We start from the raw sequence: 16,217 nt of genomic DNA, 5'->3' as shown, positions 1-16,217 counted from the left end.
GGAGAGATTCTGCAAGGGAAACATTTACAAAAAAGCGTTAGCCGAAAAGAGCGAGTTGCTTATGGATAAGAAGCGATGCTACCAGCTTATGGCAAACCATAGGTCGGTGGGCACCGTGTTCTTTATAGGGACTTAATCTTCCAGCCTGCCGTGGTCGCATCCCAGCGAGAGATAGTGCTCCATCTCTCCTCCCAGCACAAGCTGTGCATACTCCAAAGGCTTATGGTAGAGCAGCCAGTCAAGTTCTGCCCGTTGTTTCGGGGTGCTGCCGTACTTGTCCTCGATGGCGACGCAGTCGATGGCAACGGCAGAGCCATCAGCGAACCGGGCTTCCACCCGGTTGGTGTCCATGTTGTAGCGGCAGGAAAGCAGTTTGTTCATGGGAAAACTCCTTTTATATAAGGTGGTGTCAGTTCGATTGTCCGTATCCCTGCCAAGAATCAAATTGTTGATGTACATTTGATGTGTGGTATAAATTGGTGATATAGAGTGTGCCTTTCGCCGGATGAAACAGACCTGTTTTCACCCCATTGCATAAAAATCCGATACCTGTTTTAAGGTGCTGATTTTGGCTCTGCACATTTTTGCACACTTTTTGCACACCGGAACGGCTGGATAACGGATGCAAGAGGGGATAACAGGTGCAAAGAATGCAGCAGATGCAAAATGCAAATTTACGGTGAAACGATAAAAATAACGATTTTACGCAACTCTGGAAATTGACGATTGTTGCACGTTGGTTTCTCTTAATCAGTGGGCCCAGGGTTCGAGTCCCTGGAGGTGCACCAGATATTGAACGCCAAATCGTAAGATTTGGCGTTCTTTTTTGTTATGCAACCCCGAAAAATCGGGGCTTGCACGGTCAATGCACGGTTTTTGCACGGTTGGTGTTTTCATAGGAATCCTCTGCATGGGCTGGAATTACTTTGAAATGCGTGGTAAATTTTGCATTAGGTCAGCAGAGCCAAACGGAGCTGCGCCTTTACTTCGGGGTCTGCATTCTTCAGCAGTTCCAGCAGAGCGGTCATAGAAATGGTCGGTTCGCCTGCGGCGGGTAACTGCGCCAATATCTGCATGGATGCAGACAGACTGCCGCTGAACTTCCGGCGGGCAAACTGCCTGATTTTGGTTGATACAGGCGTAGAATGCGTTTGGATTTTTAGCGGTCATCCGCCAGAATGGATATTTGATGATGACTGGGGTGTTGTAGCCAACGCCCAATTCCAGAAAGAGGATGCGCTGTCCCTCGTGACGGCGCAGAAATTCACTGTATCGCTCTGTCGCACGGTGCCATCCTTCATCCGCTACATAAGTAAAAGACGGGGTGCTGTGCATTTGTGCAGTACCCCGTCTTTTATTTGTGTTCATCTGCGCCCGGCTCATAGAGCAGCTCCAAATGCGGTGCCCATGGTTAGATAGATCTCGTCCTGCGGCAGAAGATCAATAAAATTGCGATAATAAACTATTTGCCCAGATGCCAGATGTCGCGGTCGTACTCGGCAATGGTGCGGTCGGAGGAGAACATGCCCGCTTTGGCAATGTTCACCAGACACTTGCGCCGCCAGCCCTTCGGGTCGCAGGCGTAATCGCTGAGGGCCTGCCCCTTGCGCACAACATAGGCGTTGAAGTCCGGCAGGGTCTGGAACCAGTCTTTATGGATCAGCTCGTTGTGCAGGCGGGTCAGGTTTTCGGCGTGACCGGCGGCCAGCATCTCCGGGCCGGTGAGGAAGTTGATAGCGCGGCGGATGTTGGCATCCCCCTCCACCCACTGGGCGGGGTCGTAGTCGCCCACGGCGTAGCGGTGGATGACCTGATCGGAGGTCTGGCCGAAGATATAGATGTTCTCCTCGCCCACCTGCTGGCTGATCTCCACATTGGCACCGTCCATGGTGCCCAGCGTCAGCGCGCCGTTCAGCATGAACTTCATGTTGCCGGTGCCGGAAGCTTCCTTGGAGGCAAGGCTGATCTGCTCGGACAGGTCGCAGGCGGGGATTAGCTTTTCGGCGGCGGTAACGTTGTAGTTCTCCACGAACACCACCTGCAGCCACTTGGACACTTCCGGGTCTGCGGCAATGACCTTGGACAGGGTCAGCAGCGCATGGATGATGTCCTTTGCAATGGTGTAGGCAGGTGCCGCCTTGGCACCGAAGATGCTCACCAGCGGAGCAGCGGGCAGGTGCCCGGCCTTGATCTCGTAGTACTGATGGATGAGGTACAGCAGGTTCAGCTGCTGGCGCTTATACTCGTGCAGGCGCTTGGACTGGATATCGAACACAGCATCGATGTTCACGCTCACCTTCTGGGTGCGCAGCAGCCAGTCAGCCAGTGCTTCCTTGTTGGCCTTTTTCACAGCGGTCAGCTGCTCCAGCACAGCTTCGTCGTCAGCAAAAGCCAGCAGCTTTTCCAGCTCGGTGGCATCCTTACGGAAGCCGGAGCCGATGTGCTGTTCCAGTGCGGCGGTCAGGCGGGGGTCGCATTCCAGCAGCCAGCGGCGGAAGGTGATGCCGTTGGTCTTATTGTTGAACTTTTCCGGATACAGCTCGTAAAAGCCGTGCAGCTCGGAATTTTTCAAAATCTCGGTGTGCAGCGCTGCCACGCCGTTGGTGGAGTGGGTGAAGTGGATGTCCATGTGGGCCATGTGCACCCGGTCGTCCTTGTCGATGATGGCAAGGCTCTCATCCTTGGTGCGGGTGCGGGCCAGTGCGTCCAACTTTTCGATAATGGGCATCAGCTGGGGCACCACGGCATCCAGATAGGCGCGGGGCCACTTTTCCAGCGCTTCGGCCAGAATGGTGTGGTTGGTGTAGGCGCAGGTCTTTGTGACGATCTTTACGGCTTCCTCAAATTCGATGCCCTTTTCGCCCAGCAGCCGGATCAGCTCCGGGATGACCATGCTGGGGTGGGTGTCGTTGATCTGGATGGCGGCGTAGTCGGCCAGATCATGGTAATCGCAGCCCCGGGCGGCACACTCGGACAGAATGAGCTGGGCACCGGCAGAAACCATCAGGTACTGCTGGTACACCCGCAGGCGGCGGCCTGCCTCATCGGAATCGTCCGGGTAGAGGAAGAGGGTCAGGTTCTTGTCGATGGCAGTTTTATCGAAGGCAATGCCGTCATGGACGATGCTCTCATCGATGGTGTCAAGGTCAAACAGGTTCAGGGTGTTGGTGCGGCCCTCGTAGCCGGTGACCGCCAGCTTGTACAGCCGGGCAGTGTACTCCTTGCCCGCCAGCTCCACCGGGTAGGTGATGTCGGTCTTTTCCGCCCAGCTGTGGGCGGTGAGCCACGGGTCGGGCTTTTCGTTCTGCACGCCGTCCTCAAAGGACTGATGGAACAGGCCGAAGTGATACCGCAGGCCCACGCCGTCGCCGGGCAGGTTCAGCGTTGCCAGAGAGTCGAGGAAGCAGGCCGCCAGACGGCCCAGACCGCCGTTGCCAAGAGAAGGTTCCGGCTCCACCTCTTCGATATCGGAAAGGCTCTTGCCGACGGCAGCCAGTGCATCGCGGGCTTCATCGTACAGTCCCAGATTGATGAGGTTGTTGGACAGCAGCTTGCCGATGAGAAATTCGGCGCTGATATAGTACAGCTTGCGGCCGGTGACCGGCTGCACACGGTCGGCGCTCTTCTGCCGGACGAGTTCCAGCAGCGCGAGATACAGCTCCTGATTCGTGCAGTCTGCCAGCGGCTTGCCCGTGAGACCCTGTAACGTTTCGGTAAAGCTCATAAATGCATCCTCCTTTGTTAGGGTGGATCTGAAAAGTCGAAAATTTAGTCTATTTCTACAAGCACAGCCGGATCTTGCGTGAAACAGCCTTAGATCCCGTTTGTGCTTGCGAAATATTCGTCATTTTCTTTGTTTTCAAATACACCTTGCGGAAAACAGGTTTGACATCTGTACTTCCAGATATACCACATAAAACAATCAAAATCTTGCCTAAAAAGCGCAGACTGTGGTACAATCCTATCATCGGGAGGTGAAACAATGCAAAATCAGGCATCTTTGCAGGAGACCAAGCAGCATGGTGCCGTGCGGTTTCCCTTCAATCTGTATCCCTGCACCATTCCGGGGGACTTTCCGCAGGTGGCGCTCCACTGGCAGGAGAGCATGGAGCTGGTCTTTGTCAAGCGGGGCACAGGACTGGTGCAGGTGGGCGCTGAGAGCTGCCCGGCCCGCATGGGGGACATCTTTATTTTTACGCCCGGCACCCTCCATGCCCTGCGGCAGGCCGAGGGGCAGTGCATGGAATACGAAAATATCATTTTTGAGCTGGAGCTTCTGGGCGGCGCAGAGGACCTTTGTGCCGAGAAATATCTGCTTCCGCTGCAAAGCGGGCGCTTGTCGCTGCCTGCGCGGCTGACCCCGAACGATTTGTGCTATCTGCAGGCCGCCGCCTGCCTGCGGGAGGTGGAGGATGCCAACCGCGCCAAGCTCCCCGGCTACGAGCTGCAGGTCAAGGGGGCATTGCTGCGGTTTCTTGCCCTGCTCCTTGCACAGGGCCGGCAGCGGCTTGCCGCCGAGACAGCCGACACCCAGCGGCTGAAAACGCTCCTGCAATGGCTCTCGGCCCATTATACCGAGGAACTCCGGGTCTCCGATGCCGCCGGGGTCTGCTCCTTCAGTGCCAGCCACTTCATGCGGTGGTTCCGGCAGATGACCGGGCAGAGCTTTGTGGCCTTTCTGAACGAGTACCGGCTCAACGCCGCCGCCGAAGCGCTGCAGGCCACGGATGAGACGGTTCTGACCATCGCTTCCCGGTGCGGGTTTGAGAACCTCTCCTATTTTAACCGGGCGTTCAAGGCGCACTTCGGCATGACACCCCGGGAGTACCGGAAAAAATAAGCAAAACGAGGCCGTTCTGCCTCTCTGGAAAAGAGAGGGAACGGCCTCGTTTTTTGCACATCAGATCTCCGGCGGCGGGCAGCAGCTCTCCCGTGGGATGAGCTTATGCGGCACGATGATCTTGGTTGCCAGAAGATTCGGGTTTTCGATATAAAAAAGAAAAGGCAGTGCAGCCCGCCGGGGCCACACTGCCTTTGTCAGACTTTATTGTAATCGATTCTGCTGCGATGCACAAGAGCAAGATTGTACAAAAATAGAAAACAGGGAAACCGGTCTTGTGTGAAAATATATTGCATTGGATCGCTGCAGTCTATTGCAATGACCGTTCAAAAGCGTTAGAATAAAAACAATGATTTGTCTGTAACAGACAGGAAAAATTTTACTTTCAAGGAGGACTTTGCAAATGAAAAAACGTTTGATCAGCATGGTTCTGGCGGTCAGTATGGCCGTCAGCATCATGCCTGCCCCTGCTTTTGCGTCGGGGGGGGGGCAGCAACCTGAAACTGTGATCGGGCAGGAGATCGACCGGCAAAACAGCAGTGAGGACTATTCAGAGGTCTCTTCGCTGGATCAGCTGACCTATACAAACAACGAGTGCAAGGTCCGGCTGACGGAAAACATTGTGATGACCGGGGCAGTTACAGTTAACAATGGAAACCGTTTGACCATTGATCTGAACGGCCATACGCTTACGGCAGCGGAAAACAGCAGAGCGTTCTTTATCCAGAACGGCGCGCTGACGATCGAGGACAGCGGCAGCACGGGTGTCATTCAGGGCAGCGGGACCGTGACTGGCAACGGCGGTGCCATCTGGATGAGCAGCAGTGACAGCAACAATGCACTGACGCTGACCGGCGGCACGATCCGCGGCTTTACTGCAACCGACGGCGGCGGTGTATATGTGTCCGGCGGCTCCTTTAAGATGACCGACGGAACGATTTCCACTTGCAATGCGACCAACGCGGGCGGCGGCGTATATGTGTCCAGCGGCTCCTTTGAGATGTCCGGCGGCTCGATTGAAAATTGCACAGCACATGAGGGCGCAGGCGTTAAAGTGCTTGCCTCCAGCGGAAAAGCCAGCTTCAGCATGAGCGGTTCTGGCGAGATCAAAAACTGCAATCAGGATGGTGTCTCGATCGCTGCAATAGGCGGTACATCTGAATTCAGCATGAGCGGCGGCACCATCGAAGACAACAGTGGGTTTGGTGTATGGGTGGATAACGGATCTGCTGTGATGAGCGGAGGCTCTGTCAAGGGCAGCGAACGTTATGATATCTATATTGGCAGCAGGGCCGCACTGACGGTGAAAAACACTCAGGTCGGCGGAACTGTGTTGAACCTGGGCAAGATCACGGGTCAGGGTAGCGCCGAGTTTACCGGTACGGTTGAAAATTCGGGATATGCGGTAGCTGAAATTACAGGATGCAAGATCCACAGAATCGAGCATCGCTCCCCTTATAAAGGAACAATTACAGGCTCGACGTGGGACGAGTATGTTTATCTGCTCGGCCGCAGCTGGCCGACGGCAAAGATCCCGAGCGAAGCCGGTGAAAGCATCACCCTCAAGGTTTCAAGCTATTTACCACCGGTAATGGAAAACTCCTTGGAGATCCCGAAGGGGGTCACAGTCACGGTGGATCTGGCGGGCAAAACGCTCTCTGCAGAGGAAAGCGATTTCAAGATCATCAATCATGGCACCCTGACGCTGATCGACAGCAGCACCGGCGGCACCCTCAGCATCCCCATTGAAAATGACGGCGTCCTGAATGCAAATGGCGGCACAGTGACCAGCGAAGTGACCAACAAGGGAACAATCAAGGCAACCGGCACGCCGGTCACTCAATTCACCGGAACACTGGTCAATCAAGAGGGCGCATCCGTTACGGCCGGCGATTTCAGGGGTTGCATGATCACGAACAATGGCGGAACGATCGGCGGCGATGCGATTTTGGATAATCCGGAGCCTGACCCGGAACAGCCCGGTGCTGGTTCTGAAGACGGCGGCGCAGGTGCTGTGATCGCTGCGTTGGCCGTTGGCACGGCTGTTGTGGGCGGCGGCATTCTGCTGGCGCACAGCTACATTCAAAATAACCTGCCCGAAGGCTTTGCGGTTCCTGAGACCCGGCAGGAGCTGGCTGTAGTGCTGTGGAACATGGCAGGCAAGCCGGAACCGGCCTCTCAGCAGACATACACTGACGTACAGGATGAAGAGGTTCTGAAAGCCGTGTGCTGGGCGGTAGAAAATGAATTGGTCACTCCGGAAACGGAGTCCACCCTTGGCGCAGATGTCCGGGTGAACCGGCTTCAGGTGATCGGGGCGATGTATCAGACGAACAAACGGAAGAAGTAACCGATTTTCCTCCGGAAAGAAAACACAAAGGGGATGTTTGTAAGACCGTTCGGATAGGAGTGCGCGAGGCGCACCACAAAAAAGCACGAAGCAGCAATGCTTGGTGCTTTTTCTTTTTGACATGTGCCGCGGGATGCTTTATAATAAGAATGATTTCAGATGTCTGCGGGGCGGTGCGCCCTGCGGTAAAATTACGGCAAGCAAAAAAGGGAACTGCTATGAGAGAAGAAAAGGCCAGCGCATTGCCGCTGCTGCTGGACGTGCGCAGAATGGACGAAAATAACCGGGCTTACGCCTACCGTATGCTGCGCAAAAATATTATGACCTTGCAGCTGCAGCCGGGCTGTCAGCTGAGCGAGGCCGAACTGTGCGAACAGCTGGCCATGAGCCGCACACCGGTACACGAAGCGCTGATGATGCTGAAAAGCGAGTGGCTTGTGGATGTTCTGCCGCAGCGCGGCAGCATTGTGTCCAAGATCAGCGTTCCATACCTGAACGAAGGCTTTGCCATGCGCCGCATTCTGGAACCGGCGCTGCTGCGCGGGCTGGCCGGAAAGCTGACAAGGGAACAGCTGAACGAATTTCAGGAACTGCTGAACCGGCAGAACGAAGACCTTTATCTGGATCAGGATGCAGCAGATGACTTCTTCATCTCGCTGGATAACGACTTCCACAGGCTTTTGTACCACGATTCCGGCTACGACCGCATCTGGGAGGCTATGCACAACGTTACTTCCCATATGGACCGTGTGCGGTATCTGGACTCGGCCCTTTGCCGGGGAAATATTGCCTCGGTGCAGAAAGAGCACGAGCAGATCTTTGGCTATCTGCGGGACGGCCTGCCGCTGGACGTGGACGTAGAAGCCCTGTTTGAGCATCACCTTGGCATGTACCGCGAGAATTTCCAGAAGATATTGGAACGGTTCCCGGATTTCTTTGTACAGACATAAACCAAAAAGAGCACCCGCTGCTGACCCTTACAAGGCCATGGCAGGGGGTGCTTTTTTGGTTCAATACGGATACGGCTTTACGCCGGGCTGCGGATATCAATTTACGACGGCAGTGTTTCTGATGGATTTTGCACCAGAAATGCTGCTTTTTCTGTTCAAAACCCGGAAAAACAGCAGTTTGTGCTCTTGAATTGCCCGAAAAGCTTGCAGGAATGCAGGTTTTTGTGGTAATATTTAAGATATGTTCCCGTTGAGGGGAAGAAAGAGAGGGGTAATCAAATGATCAATATCTGCATCATTGCCACCATTGTGATCTATCTGGTGGGAATGCTGCTGGTTGGCTTTGTCTACAGCAAATCCAACGAGGACAGCAGCGATTTCTACCTCGGCGGCCGCACGATGGGCCCGCTGGTCACGGCTATGAGCGCCGAAGCCAGCGATATGTCCAGCTGGCTGCTGATGGGTATGCCGGGCCTTGCATATCTCACCGGCATCGCGTCGCCGGGCTGGACGGCCATCGGCCTTGCTGTGGGCACATGGCTCAACTGGCTCATCGTGGCCCGCCGCCTGCGCCGCTACTCGGCCAATCTGGATGCCATCACGGTGCCGCAGTTCCTTTCCCTGCGGTTCCATGACCAGCGCAACCTGCTCAACGCGCTGGGCGCGGTCATTATCATCGTGTTCTTCATCCCGTACACCGCTTCCGGCTTTGCCGCCTGCGGCAAGCTGTTCAACAGCCTGTTTGGCGTGGATTACATGGCGGCTATGATCCTGTCCGCTGTGGTCATTGTGGGCTACACCATCATGGGCGGCTTCCGCGCGGTGTCTACCACCGACCTGATCCAGTCCGTTGTCATGAGCATGGCGCTGATCGCAGTGCTGGTGTATGGTGTCAGCGTGGCAGGCGGCTGGGACGTGGTTCTGGACAACGCCCGCAGCCTGCCCGGCTACCTGACCATGGCTGCAAGCCACAATGCGGCAGACAACACCGCTACCTCCTACAGTCTGCTGGACATCGCGTCCACGCTGGCATGGGGTCTGGGCTACTTCGGCATGCCCCACATCCTGCTGCGCTTCATGGCCATTGAGGACGAAAAGAAGCTGGTGCTCAGCCGCCGCATTGCAAGCGTGTGGGTGGTCATTGCCATGACCGCTTCCATCGTCATCGGCATGGTGGGTCTGGGCATGACCAAGGCGGGCGCGCTGGAGTTCCTGAGCGGCTCTTCCAGCGAGACCCTGATCGTGCGCGTGGCCAGCCTGATCGCTCAGCACGGCGTGCTGGCAGCCATTCTGGCAGGTCTGATCCTTGCCGGCATCCTTGCCGCTACCATGTCCACCGCCGACAGCCAGATGCTGGCAGCGGCCTCCAGCGTATCCCAGAACATCCTGCAGGAGTTCGGCCACATGAAGCTGACCGAGAAGCAGAGCCTGTTCGCTGCCCGCCTGACCATCATCTGCATCAGTGTGGTGGGCGTGGTGCTAGCCCGCGACCCCAACTCCAGCGTGTTCGGCATCGTCAGCTTTGCATGGGCCGGTTTTGGCGGCTCCTTTGGCGCAGTGGTGCTGTGCTCCCTGTTCTGGAAGCGCTGCAACTGGCAGGGCGCACTGGCCGGTATGCTCTCCGGCGGCCTGATGGTCTTTGTATGGAAGTACATCATCAGCCCGCTGGGCGGCGTGTTTGGCATCTACGAGCTGCTGCCTGCCTTCCTGATCTCTCTGGTGGTCTGTGTTGTGGTGAGCCTTGTCACCCCGGCACCCTCGGCAGAGATCGAGGCAGAGTTCGACGCTGCCAAGTAAAAACGATTTAAAATGCCCTCCGCTGTGCTCTGGGCATAGCAGCGGAAAAATGATTGATCCTTATGCAAAAGAGCAAAGCCGGCGGGCTTTGCTCTTTTGCTTTTTCACGGATGAGGTCGCAGAGGAAAGCGGCATTTAATTCAAAAGGATCATCCATGCTTCGCAGCATGGAAGCAGAAATCCAAAACAGAAAAAGAACAGAAGATCCAGCACGAGCCGCATCAGACGGGTAAGCGGCGTGCCGAAAGACATGGCGTGAATGATAAAAAGATTCACCTCACCCCAGCGCCGGTAGTAACCGGTTTGCTCAAAATTGTTCCAGAGCTCAAGAGATAGAAATTCAAATCCGGCAAACAATGGAAAAATGACCAGGGAGGACATCCAGCCGTCGGCCTGAAGCGAACCATCGCTGAGAGTCCGCCAGTGCACAGCTAATCTGCCTGGACAGGCAAAAATTCCCCACAGGGCAAGTGCAATGCTTAATGCAAGAAGAGCAGTACGCACAGAATGCCAGTCTACAGTGTGCTGGCGGCGCAGCATGGTGAAAAAATCTTCCAGAGGAACGGGAGGAGTGTCATCTTTTTGACGGGAGTCATGACAGTGCATCAGGTCAGCGAGGGTCAGGCCCAGCACATCGGCCAGCGGCTCCAGCGTGTTGATGTCTGGCAGCCCGATGCCGCGTTCCCAGCGGCTGACAGCTTTATCCGTAACGTGAAGCTGCTGAGCCAGTTCGGCCTGCGTCATGTTCCGCTCCCGGCGCACTTGTGCAAGGAATGCACCAAATTCTTTTGCATCCATTCTGCTCACATCCTTTTCCACAGGATAACACAGAAATGTGGAAAACACAACCGACGGAGCGTTTACCTGCCAGTCTGCAGAACAAAAAGGACGTGCTCCCTTGCGGGAACACGTCCTTTTTTATCGCTTCAGTATCAGGCGGAGATCAGCTTACAGCTGGGGGCCGGCAGAGACCAGAGCCTTGCCGTGCTCGTTGCCCTCGTACTTCTTGAAGTTCTTGATGAAGCGGCTTGCCAGATCCTTGGCCTTCTCTTCCCACTGGGAAGCGTCAGCATAGGTGTCGCGAGGATCCAGAATGCCGGTGTCCACGCCGTTCAGCACGGTGGGAACCTCGAAGTCGAAGTAGGGGATCTTCTTGGTGGGCACATTGTTGATGTCGCCGTTCAGGATGGCGTCGATGATGCCGCGGGTATCCTTGATGGAGATGCGCTTGCCGGTGCCGTTCCAGCCGGTGTTGACCAGATAAGCCTTAGCGCCGCTCTTCTGCATCTTCTTGACCAGCTCCTCAGCATACTTGGTGGGGTGCAGCTCCAGGAAGGCCTGGCCGAAGCATGCGGAGAAGGTGGGGGTGGGCTCGGTGATGCCGCGCTCGGTGCCTGCCAGCTTTGCAGTGAAGCCGGACAGGAAGTAGTACTGGGTCTGCTCGGGGCTCAGGATGGAGACCGGGGGCAGAACGCCGAATGCGTCAGCAGACAGGAAGATGACATTCTTTGCAGCGGGTGCAGAAGAAATGGGGCGGACGATGTTCTTGATGTGGTTGATGGGGTAGGACACACGGGTGTTCTCGGTAACGCTCTTATCAGCGAAATCGATGTGGCCCTCAGCATCCAGAGTGACGTTCTCCAGCAGAGCGTTGCGCTTGATGGCGTTGTAGATATCGGGCTCGGAGTCCTTATCCAGGTTGATGACCTTTGCGTAGCAGCCGCCCTCGAAGTTGAACACGCCGTTGTCGTCCCAGCCGTGCTCGTCATCGCCGATCAGCAGACGCTTGGGATCGGTGGACAGGGTGGTCTTGCCGGTGCCGGACAGACCGAAGAAGATGGCGGTGTTCTTACCGTTCAGGTCGGTGTTGGCAGAGCAGTGCATGGAAGCCATGCCCTTCAGCGGCAGGAAGTAGTTCATCATGGAGAACATGCCCTTCTTCATCTCGCCGCCGTACCAGGTGTTCACGATGACCTGCTCCTTGCTGGTGATGTTGAACACAACAGCAGTCTCAGAGTTCAGGCCCAGCTCCTTGTAGTTCTCAACCTTGGCCTTAGATGCGTTGTAGACAACGAAATCGGGCTCAAAGTTCTCCAGCTCCTCAGCGGTGGGCTTGATGAACATGTTGGTGACGAAGTGTGCCTGCCATGCAACTTCCATGACAAAGCGGATGGCCATGCGGGTATCCTTGTTGGCACCGCAGAATGCATCCACCACGTACAGGCGCTTGTTGGACAGCTCCTTCTGAGCAATAGCCTTCACAGCAGCCCATGCTTCCTGAGAAGCGGGGTGGTTGTCGTTCTTGTACTCGTCGGAAGTCCACCACACGGTGTCCTTGGAGTTCTCGTCCATAACGATGAACTTGTCCTTGGGAGAACGGCCGGTGTAGATGCCGGTCATAACGTTCACAGCACCCAGCTCGCTGACCTGGCCCTTTTCGTAGCCTTCCAGACCGGGCTTGGTCTCTTCCTCGAACAGCTGCTCGTAGGAGGGGTTGTACACGATCTCAGTCGTGCCGGTAATGCCATACTTGGTAAGATCCAACTTTGCCATATTCGCTATACCTCTACTTTCGTTTGATCCATACGTCCTGTATAGGGCACAGCGTCTCCCGGCGGGCCGGGCGCTGCGCAGAAGGCTTGCAGTTTGTAAATGCAAATTCTCCTGTATACCATTATACATAAAAGTATCCCGAAATCAATAAACGAATCGTGCTATTTGCAGAAAAGAAACAAATTTCATTAAGAAATTTAACTGCCTGAAACAATTTCAGGAAACAAAAGCAGGGGGCGAAACCTGAAAAAATAAGGTGGAACGGCGGGAAAACAATTTTTTGGTAAAATTTTAACAAGCTGGGATGCATGAAAAACCGAGCACAAAAACGGCCCTTCCCGCAAAACGGCGCGGCAGGGAAGAGCGGAACAGGATCCACAGCCCGATTTGTGCAAAATTTACGAGATTTTGACGATTTTTATGACAAAGAAGCTTTGCCTGTGGTATACTGTATCTGACAAAAGGACAGCCCCGCTTTTTCGGTGTGCTACATATAAAAAGGAAAAAGATCATGAAGACCATCTACATCCTGCTCACCCGGTCGGGTACCCTGCTTTCAAACCTTGTTTACGCTGTTACCGGTGCAAATTATACCCACGCTTCGCTGGCTTTTGACGAAGACCTGAGCTGCCTGTACAGCTCTACCCGCAAAAACGGCTATACCATGTTCCCGGCAGGGCCCAGCAGGGAATACCTGAACCGGGGTGTGTTCCGTCTGCGGGAGAACGTGCCCTGCGCACTGTATGCGCTGAATGTGAGCGATGAAGCCTACACCCGTGCCCGCCGCCGTGCCGAGCACATGATGGCCCACGGCAGCCTTTACCAGTTCAACGTTATCGGTCTTGCGCTCTGCGGGATGCATATCCGCTGGAAGCGCCGCCGGCACTATTTCTGCTCCCAGTTCGTCAGCGAGGTGCTGGAAAAGAGCGGTGCCATGGAGCTGCCCAAGCACAGCACCCTGATGCACCCGAACGACTACACCCGGCTGGAAGAGCTGCGGTGCGTATACAAGGGTACACTGGCCGGCCTGCCGCAGCGCCAGCAGATGGAATTTGACCAGAACGATACGGTGATCGGCGTATATCTGGGGCTGGCGCTGGGCCTGTTCCACACCGGCGCGGCCCGAGTGTGGAAGATTTTTTGAAAAAATTGAATTTTTGTGTTGACAAAGCAGGCGTGCTATGCTAAAATAGCCAAGTCGGGAGCGAACACCCGATGCAAAATGGACGTATGGCCCGTTGGTCAAGCGGTTAAGACAGAGGCCTCTCACGCCTTTAACATCGGTTCGATTCCGGTACGGGTCACCATTTTATAGTAGTAAAACGGTCATGTGCCGTTTTATATAGATGCCTCTTTAGCTCAGTCGGTTAGAGCACCTGACTGTTAATCAGGGTGTCGCCTGTTCGAGTCAGGCAAGAGGCGCCAGCAAAGCGATGGAAGTTTTCCATCGCTTTTTTCTTTTTCTCCGGCCGCTTTTGTTGACAGAAAATGCGAGGCGGGATATACTTAAAGCATGTTTTAGAATTGAAAATTTGTTGGTGGGCGGATGCTTTTAAGGGCAGCATCCTCGCCCTCTCAGGCGCATTCGCGCCAGCTCCCCCAAAGTGGGAGCCTTTGGCAGTCTACACGAAGTATACCGTTATGCCAAGGCCTCTCCCTTTGGGAGAGGTGGATTTGCGGAGCAAAGACGGAGAGGGCGAGCCGCCTTCCGGCAAAATAAAGGAGAACATCATGAAAAAAATCATTCTGACCGGCGACCGTCCCACCGGCCGCCTGCATGTGGGCCACTATGTCGGTTCCCTGAAGGAGCGGGTGCGCCTGCAGAACTCCGGCGAGTACGATGAGATCTACGTTATGATCGCCGATGCACAGGCCCTGACCGATAACGCCGACAACCCGGAAAAGGTGCGCCAGAACATCCTGCAGGTGGCGCTGGATTATCTGGCCTGCGGCATCGACCCCGCCAAGACCCATATTTTCATCCAGTCCATGGTGCCGGAATTGACTGAGCTGAGCTTCTACTATATGAACCTCGTCACCGTGAGCCGCCTGCAGCGCAACCCCACCGTCAAGAGCGAGATCCATATGCGCAACTTTGAGACCAGCATCCCGGTGGGCTTCTTCTGCTACCCCATCAGTCAGGCTGCGGACATCACCGCCTTCCACGCCACCACCGTGCCTGCCGGTGAGGACCAGAAGCCCATGATCGAGCAGTGCTGCGAGATCGTGCGCAAATTCAACGCTGTTTACGGCGATACCCTGACCGAGCCGGAGATCGTGCTGCCCCAGAACGCCGCCTGCCTGCGCCTGCCCGGCACCGACGGCAAGGCCAAGATGAGCAAGAGCCTTGGCAACTGCATCTACCTGTCCGAGGAACCGGAGGACATCAAAAAGAAGGTCATGTCCATGTACACCGACCCCAACCACCTGCGGGTGCAGGACCCCGGCAAGGTGGAGGGCAACCCGGTGTTCATTTATCTGGATGCCTTCTGCCGCCCGGAGCACTTTGCCGAGTTCTGGCCGGAATACCAGAATCTCGACGAGGTAAAGGCGCACTACCAGCGCGGCGGTCTGGGCGACGTGAAGGTGAAAAAGTTCCTGAACAGCGTCATGCAGGCCGAACTGGGGCCCATCCGCACCCGCCGCAAGGAGTGGGAACAGCGCCTGCCCGAGGTGGTGGAGATCCTGAAAGAGGGCAGCGCTTATGCCGAAAAGACTGCCGCTGCTACGCTGGCCGAGGTGCGCAAGTCCATGCGGATCGATTACTTCGAGAATGACAACCTGCTGAAATAAGATCTATGAGAGTGTCCGGGATGCCGCAGGTGTTCCGGACACTCTTTTTATAGTTTACGAAAACTGCATAGAAAATGCGGTCAAACTGTGTTAAAATAGGGGCAATAAGTACAGAAAGCCCCCGCTCTGGGGGCGAGAGAAAAAAGGAAAATCACCATGCAAAAGACCATCTGGATCACTGGCGCAAGCTCCGGCATCGGGCAGGAGTTTGCACGCCGCTATGCAAAGCTGGGCTGCCGGCTCATCCTGACCGCCCGCCGCACCGACCGGCTGGAAGCGCTGGCCGCAAAACTGGGCACGCCCTGCCGCATCCTGCCTGCCGATCTTGCAAAGGAAGAGGACTGCCAGCGCCTTTTCAAGGAGCTGGAGGGGGAGACCATTGATATCTTTATCAACAACGCGGGCTTTGGCGTGTGCGGCAGCTATCTGGAGACCGACGACGCCCGGGAAGAGGAAATGATCCGGGTGAATGTGGAAGCCATGGCGCGGCTGTTCCGCTTTGCGGTGCGCAGGATGCACGCGGCAGGCGGCGGCACCATCCTGAACGTGGCATCCTCGGCGGGGCTGCTGCCCGGCGGGCCCTATATGGCGGGCTACTATGCCAGCAAGGCCTATGTGGTCAGCCTGACCCGGGGCGTTGCCCGGGAGCTGCAGGAGCTGCACAGCCCGGTCTACGTGTGTGCGCTCTGCCCGGGGCCGGTGGATACCGAGTTCAACGACCGGGCGGGGGTGGTGTTTGCCCTCAAGGGCATCACGCCGGAGTTCTGCGTACAGGAAGCCATGCACGGCATGATGCACCGCAGGACCATCATCGTGCCCTCGGCCTTTATGCGGGCATGCACCACGGCGCAGAAGCTGCTGCCTGCCTCCCTGCTGATGCCCATTGTGGCACGGCAGCAGAAAAAGAAGCTGGGATGATATTCTGGATGGCTCA

Annotated in this window: 12 protein-coding genes and 2 tRNA genes; 9 read left to right on the top strand and 5 right to left on the bottom strand. The window is 55.8% G+C overall.

Translation table 11 applies throughout. The features are described 5' to 3' along the window. Positions 1-132: 132 nt before the first annotated feature. The 3 genes from ACGHP1_RS14605 to ACGHP1_RS14595 form a co-directional block, all read right to left on the bottom strand. Positions 133-381, bottom strand: coding sequence for a DUF6061 family protein (locus tag ACGHP1_RS14605; RefSeq protein ID WP_390509760.1), 249 nt, complete (start codon positions 379-381; stop codon positions 133-135). A gap of 540 nt (positions 382-921) precedes the next feature. Continuing rightward, entirely contained in the window at positions 922-1,368 is a 447-nt protein-coding gene (locus tag ACGHP1_RS14600) for a hypothetical protein (protein WP_390509758.1), read from the bottom strand. Between the two features lie 94 nt (positions 1,369-1,462). Then, positions 1,463-3,724 carry a glycogen/starch/alpha-glucan phosphorylase gene (locus ACGHP1_RS14595; RefSeq protein WP_390509757.1) on the bottom strand — a complete coding sequence of 754 codons (2,262 nt, stop codon included), beginning with the start codon at positions 3,722-3,724 and terminating at the stop codon, positions 1,463-1,465. Positions 3,725-3,982: 258 nt separating this feature from the next. Between ACGHP1_RS14595 and ACGHP1_RS14590 the strand changes: the two genes are divergently transcribed. From ACGHP1_RS14590 to ACGHP1_RS14575, 4 genes are all read left to right on the top strand, one after another. After that, a complete protein-coding gene (locus ACGHP1_RS14590) occupies positions 3,983-4,840 on the top strand; it encodes a helix-turn-helix domain-containing protein (protein WP_390509756.1) in 858 nt (285 codons plus the stop codon). Between the two features lie 403 nt (positions 4,841-5,243). Next, a complete protein-coding gene (locus tag ACGHP1_RS14585; protein ID WP_390556590.1) occupies positions 5,244-7,190 on the top strand; it encodes a hypothetical protein in 1,947 nt (648 codons plus the stop codon). Positions 7,191-7,408: 218 nt separating this feature from the next. Further along, positions 7,409-8,140 carry a GntR family transcriptional regulator gene (locus tag ACGHP1_RS14580; protein ID WP_049935159.1) on the top strand — a complete coding sequence of 244 codons (732 nt, stop codon included), beginning with the start codon at positions 7,409-7,411 and terminating at the stop codon, positions 8,138-8,140. Between the two features lie 279 nt (positions 8,141-8,419). Then, positions 8,420-9,937 (top strand): sodium/proline symporter, encoded by a 1,518-nt coding sequence (locus tag ACGHP1_RS14575; RefSeq protein ID WP_005938212.1) that lies wholly within the window; start codon positions 8,420-8,422, stop codon positions 9,935-9,937. A 135-nt stretch (positions 9,938-10,072) separates the two neighbouring features. Here ACGHP1_RS14575 and ACGHP1_RS14570 read toward each other — a convergent pair whose 3' ends face one another. After that, positions 10,073-10,735, bottom strand: coding sequence for a helix-turn-helix domain-containing protein (locus tag ACGHP1_RS14570; RefSeq protein ID WP_390509754.1), 663 nt, complete (start codon positions 10,733-10,735; stop codon positions 10,073-10,075). A gap of 150 nt (positions 10,736-10,885) precedes the next feature. Then, a complete protein-coding gene (gene pckA, locus ACGHP1_RS14565) occupies positions 10,886-12,490 on the bottom strand; it encodes a phosphoenolpyruvate carboxykinase (ATP) (RefSeq protein ID WP_332375731.1) in 1,605 nt (534 codons plus the stop codon). 511 nt (positions 12,491-13,001) lie between these two features. Between pckA and ACGHP1_RS14560 the strand changes: the two genes are divergently transcribed. The 5 genes from ACGHP1_RS14560 (at position 13,002) to ACGHP1_RS14540 (ending at position 16,201) form a co-directional block, all read left to right on the top strand. Further along, the gene (locus ACGHP1_RS14560) at positions 13,002-13,634 is read left to right on the top strand and encodes a hypothetical protein (RefSeq protein WP_390509752.1); all 633 of its coding nucleotides are present in this window, start codon (positions 13,002-13,004) and stop codon (positions 13,632-13,634) included. An 88-nt stretch (positions 13,635-13,722) separates the two neighbouring features. Further along, positions 13,723-13,797 (top strand) — tRNA-Glu (locus ACGHP1_RS14555). A 41-nt stretch (positions 13,798-13,838) separates the two neighbouring features. Further along, a tRNA-Asn gene (locus ACGHP1_RS14550) sits at positions 13,839-13,915 on the top strand. A gap of 306 nt (positions 13,916-14,221) precedes the next feature. Then, positions 14,222-15,283 (top strand): tryptophan--tRNA ligase, encoded by a 1,062-nt coding sequence (gene trpS / locus ACGHP1_RS14545; protein ID WP_097774200.1) that lies wholly within the window; start codon positions 14,222-14,224, stop codon positions 15,281-15,283. A gap of 156 nt (positions 15,284-15,439) precedes the next feature. After that, positions 15,440-16,201 carry an SDR family oxidoreductase gene (locus ACGHP1_RS14540; RefSeq protein WP_097774184.1) on the top strand — a complete coding sequence of 254 codons (762 nt, stop codon included), beginning with the start codon at positions 15,440-15,442 and terminating at the stop codon, positions 16,199-16,201. Positions 16,202-16,217 lie beyond the last annotated feature (16 nt).

It is taken from the genome of Faecalibacterium sp. i21-0019-B1 (assembly GCF_042852915.1).
GTDB classification, from domain to species: Bacteria; Bacillota; Clostridia; order Oscillospirales; family Ruminococcaceae; genus Faecalibacterium; species Faecalibacterium taiwanense.
This window is presented reverse-complemented; position numbering and strand designations above follow the sequence as displayed.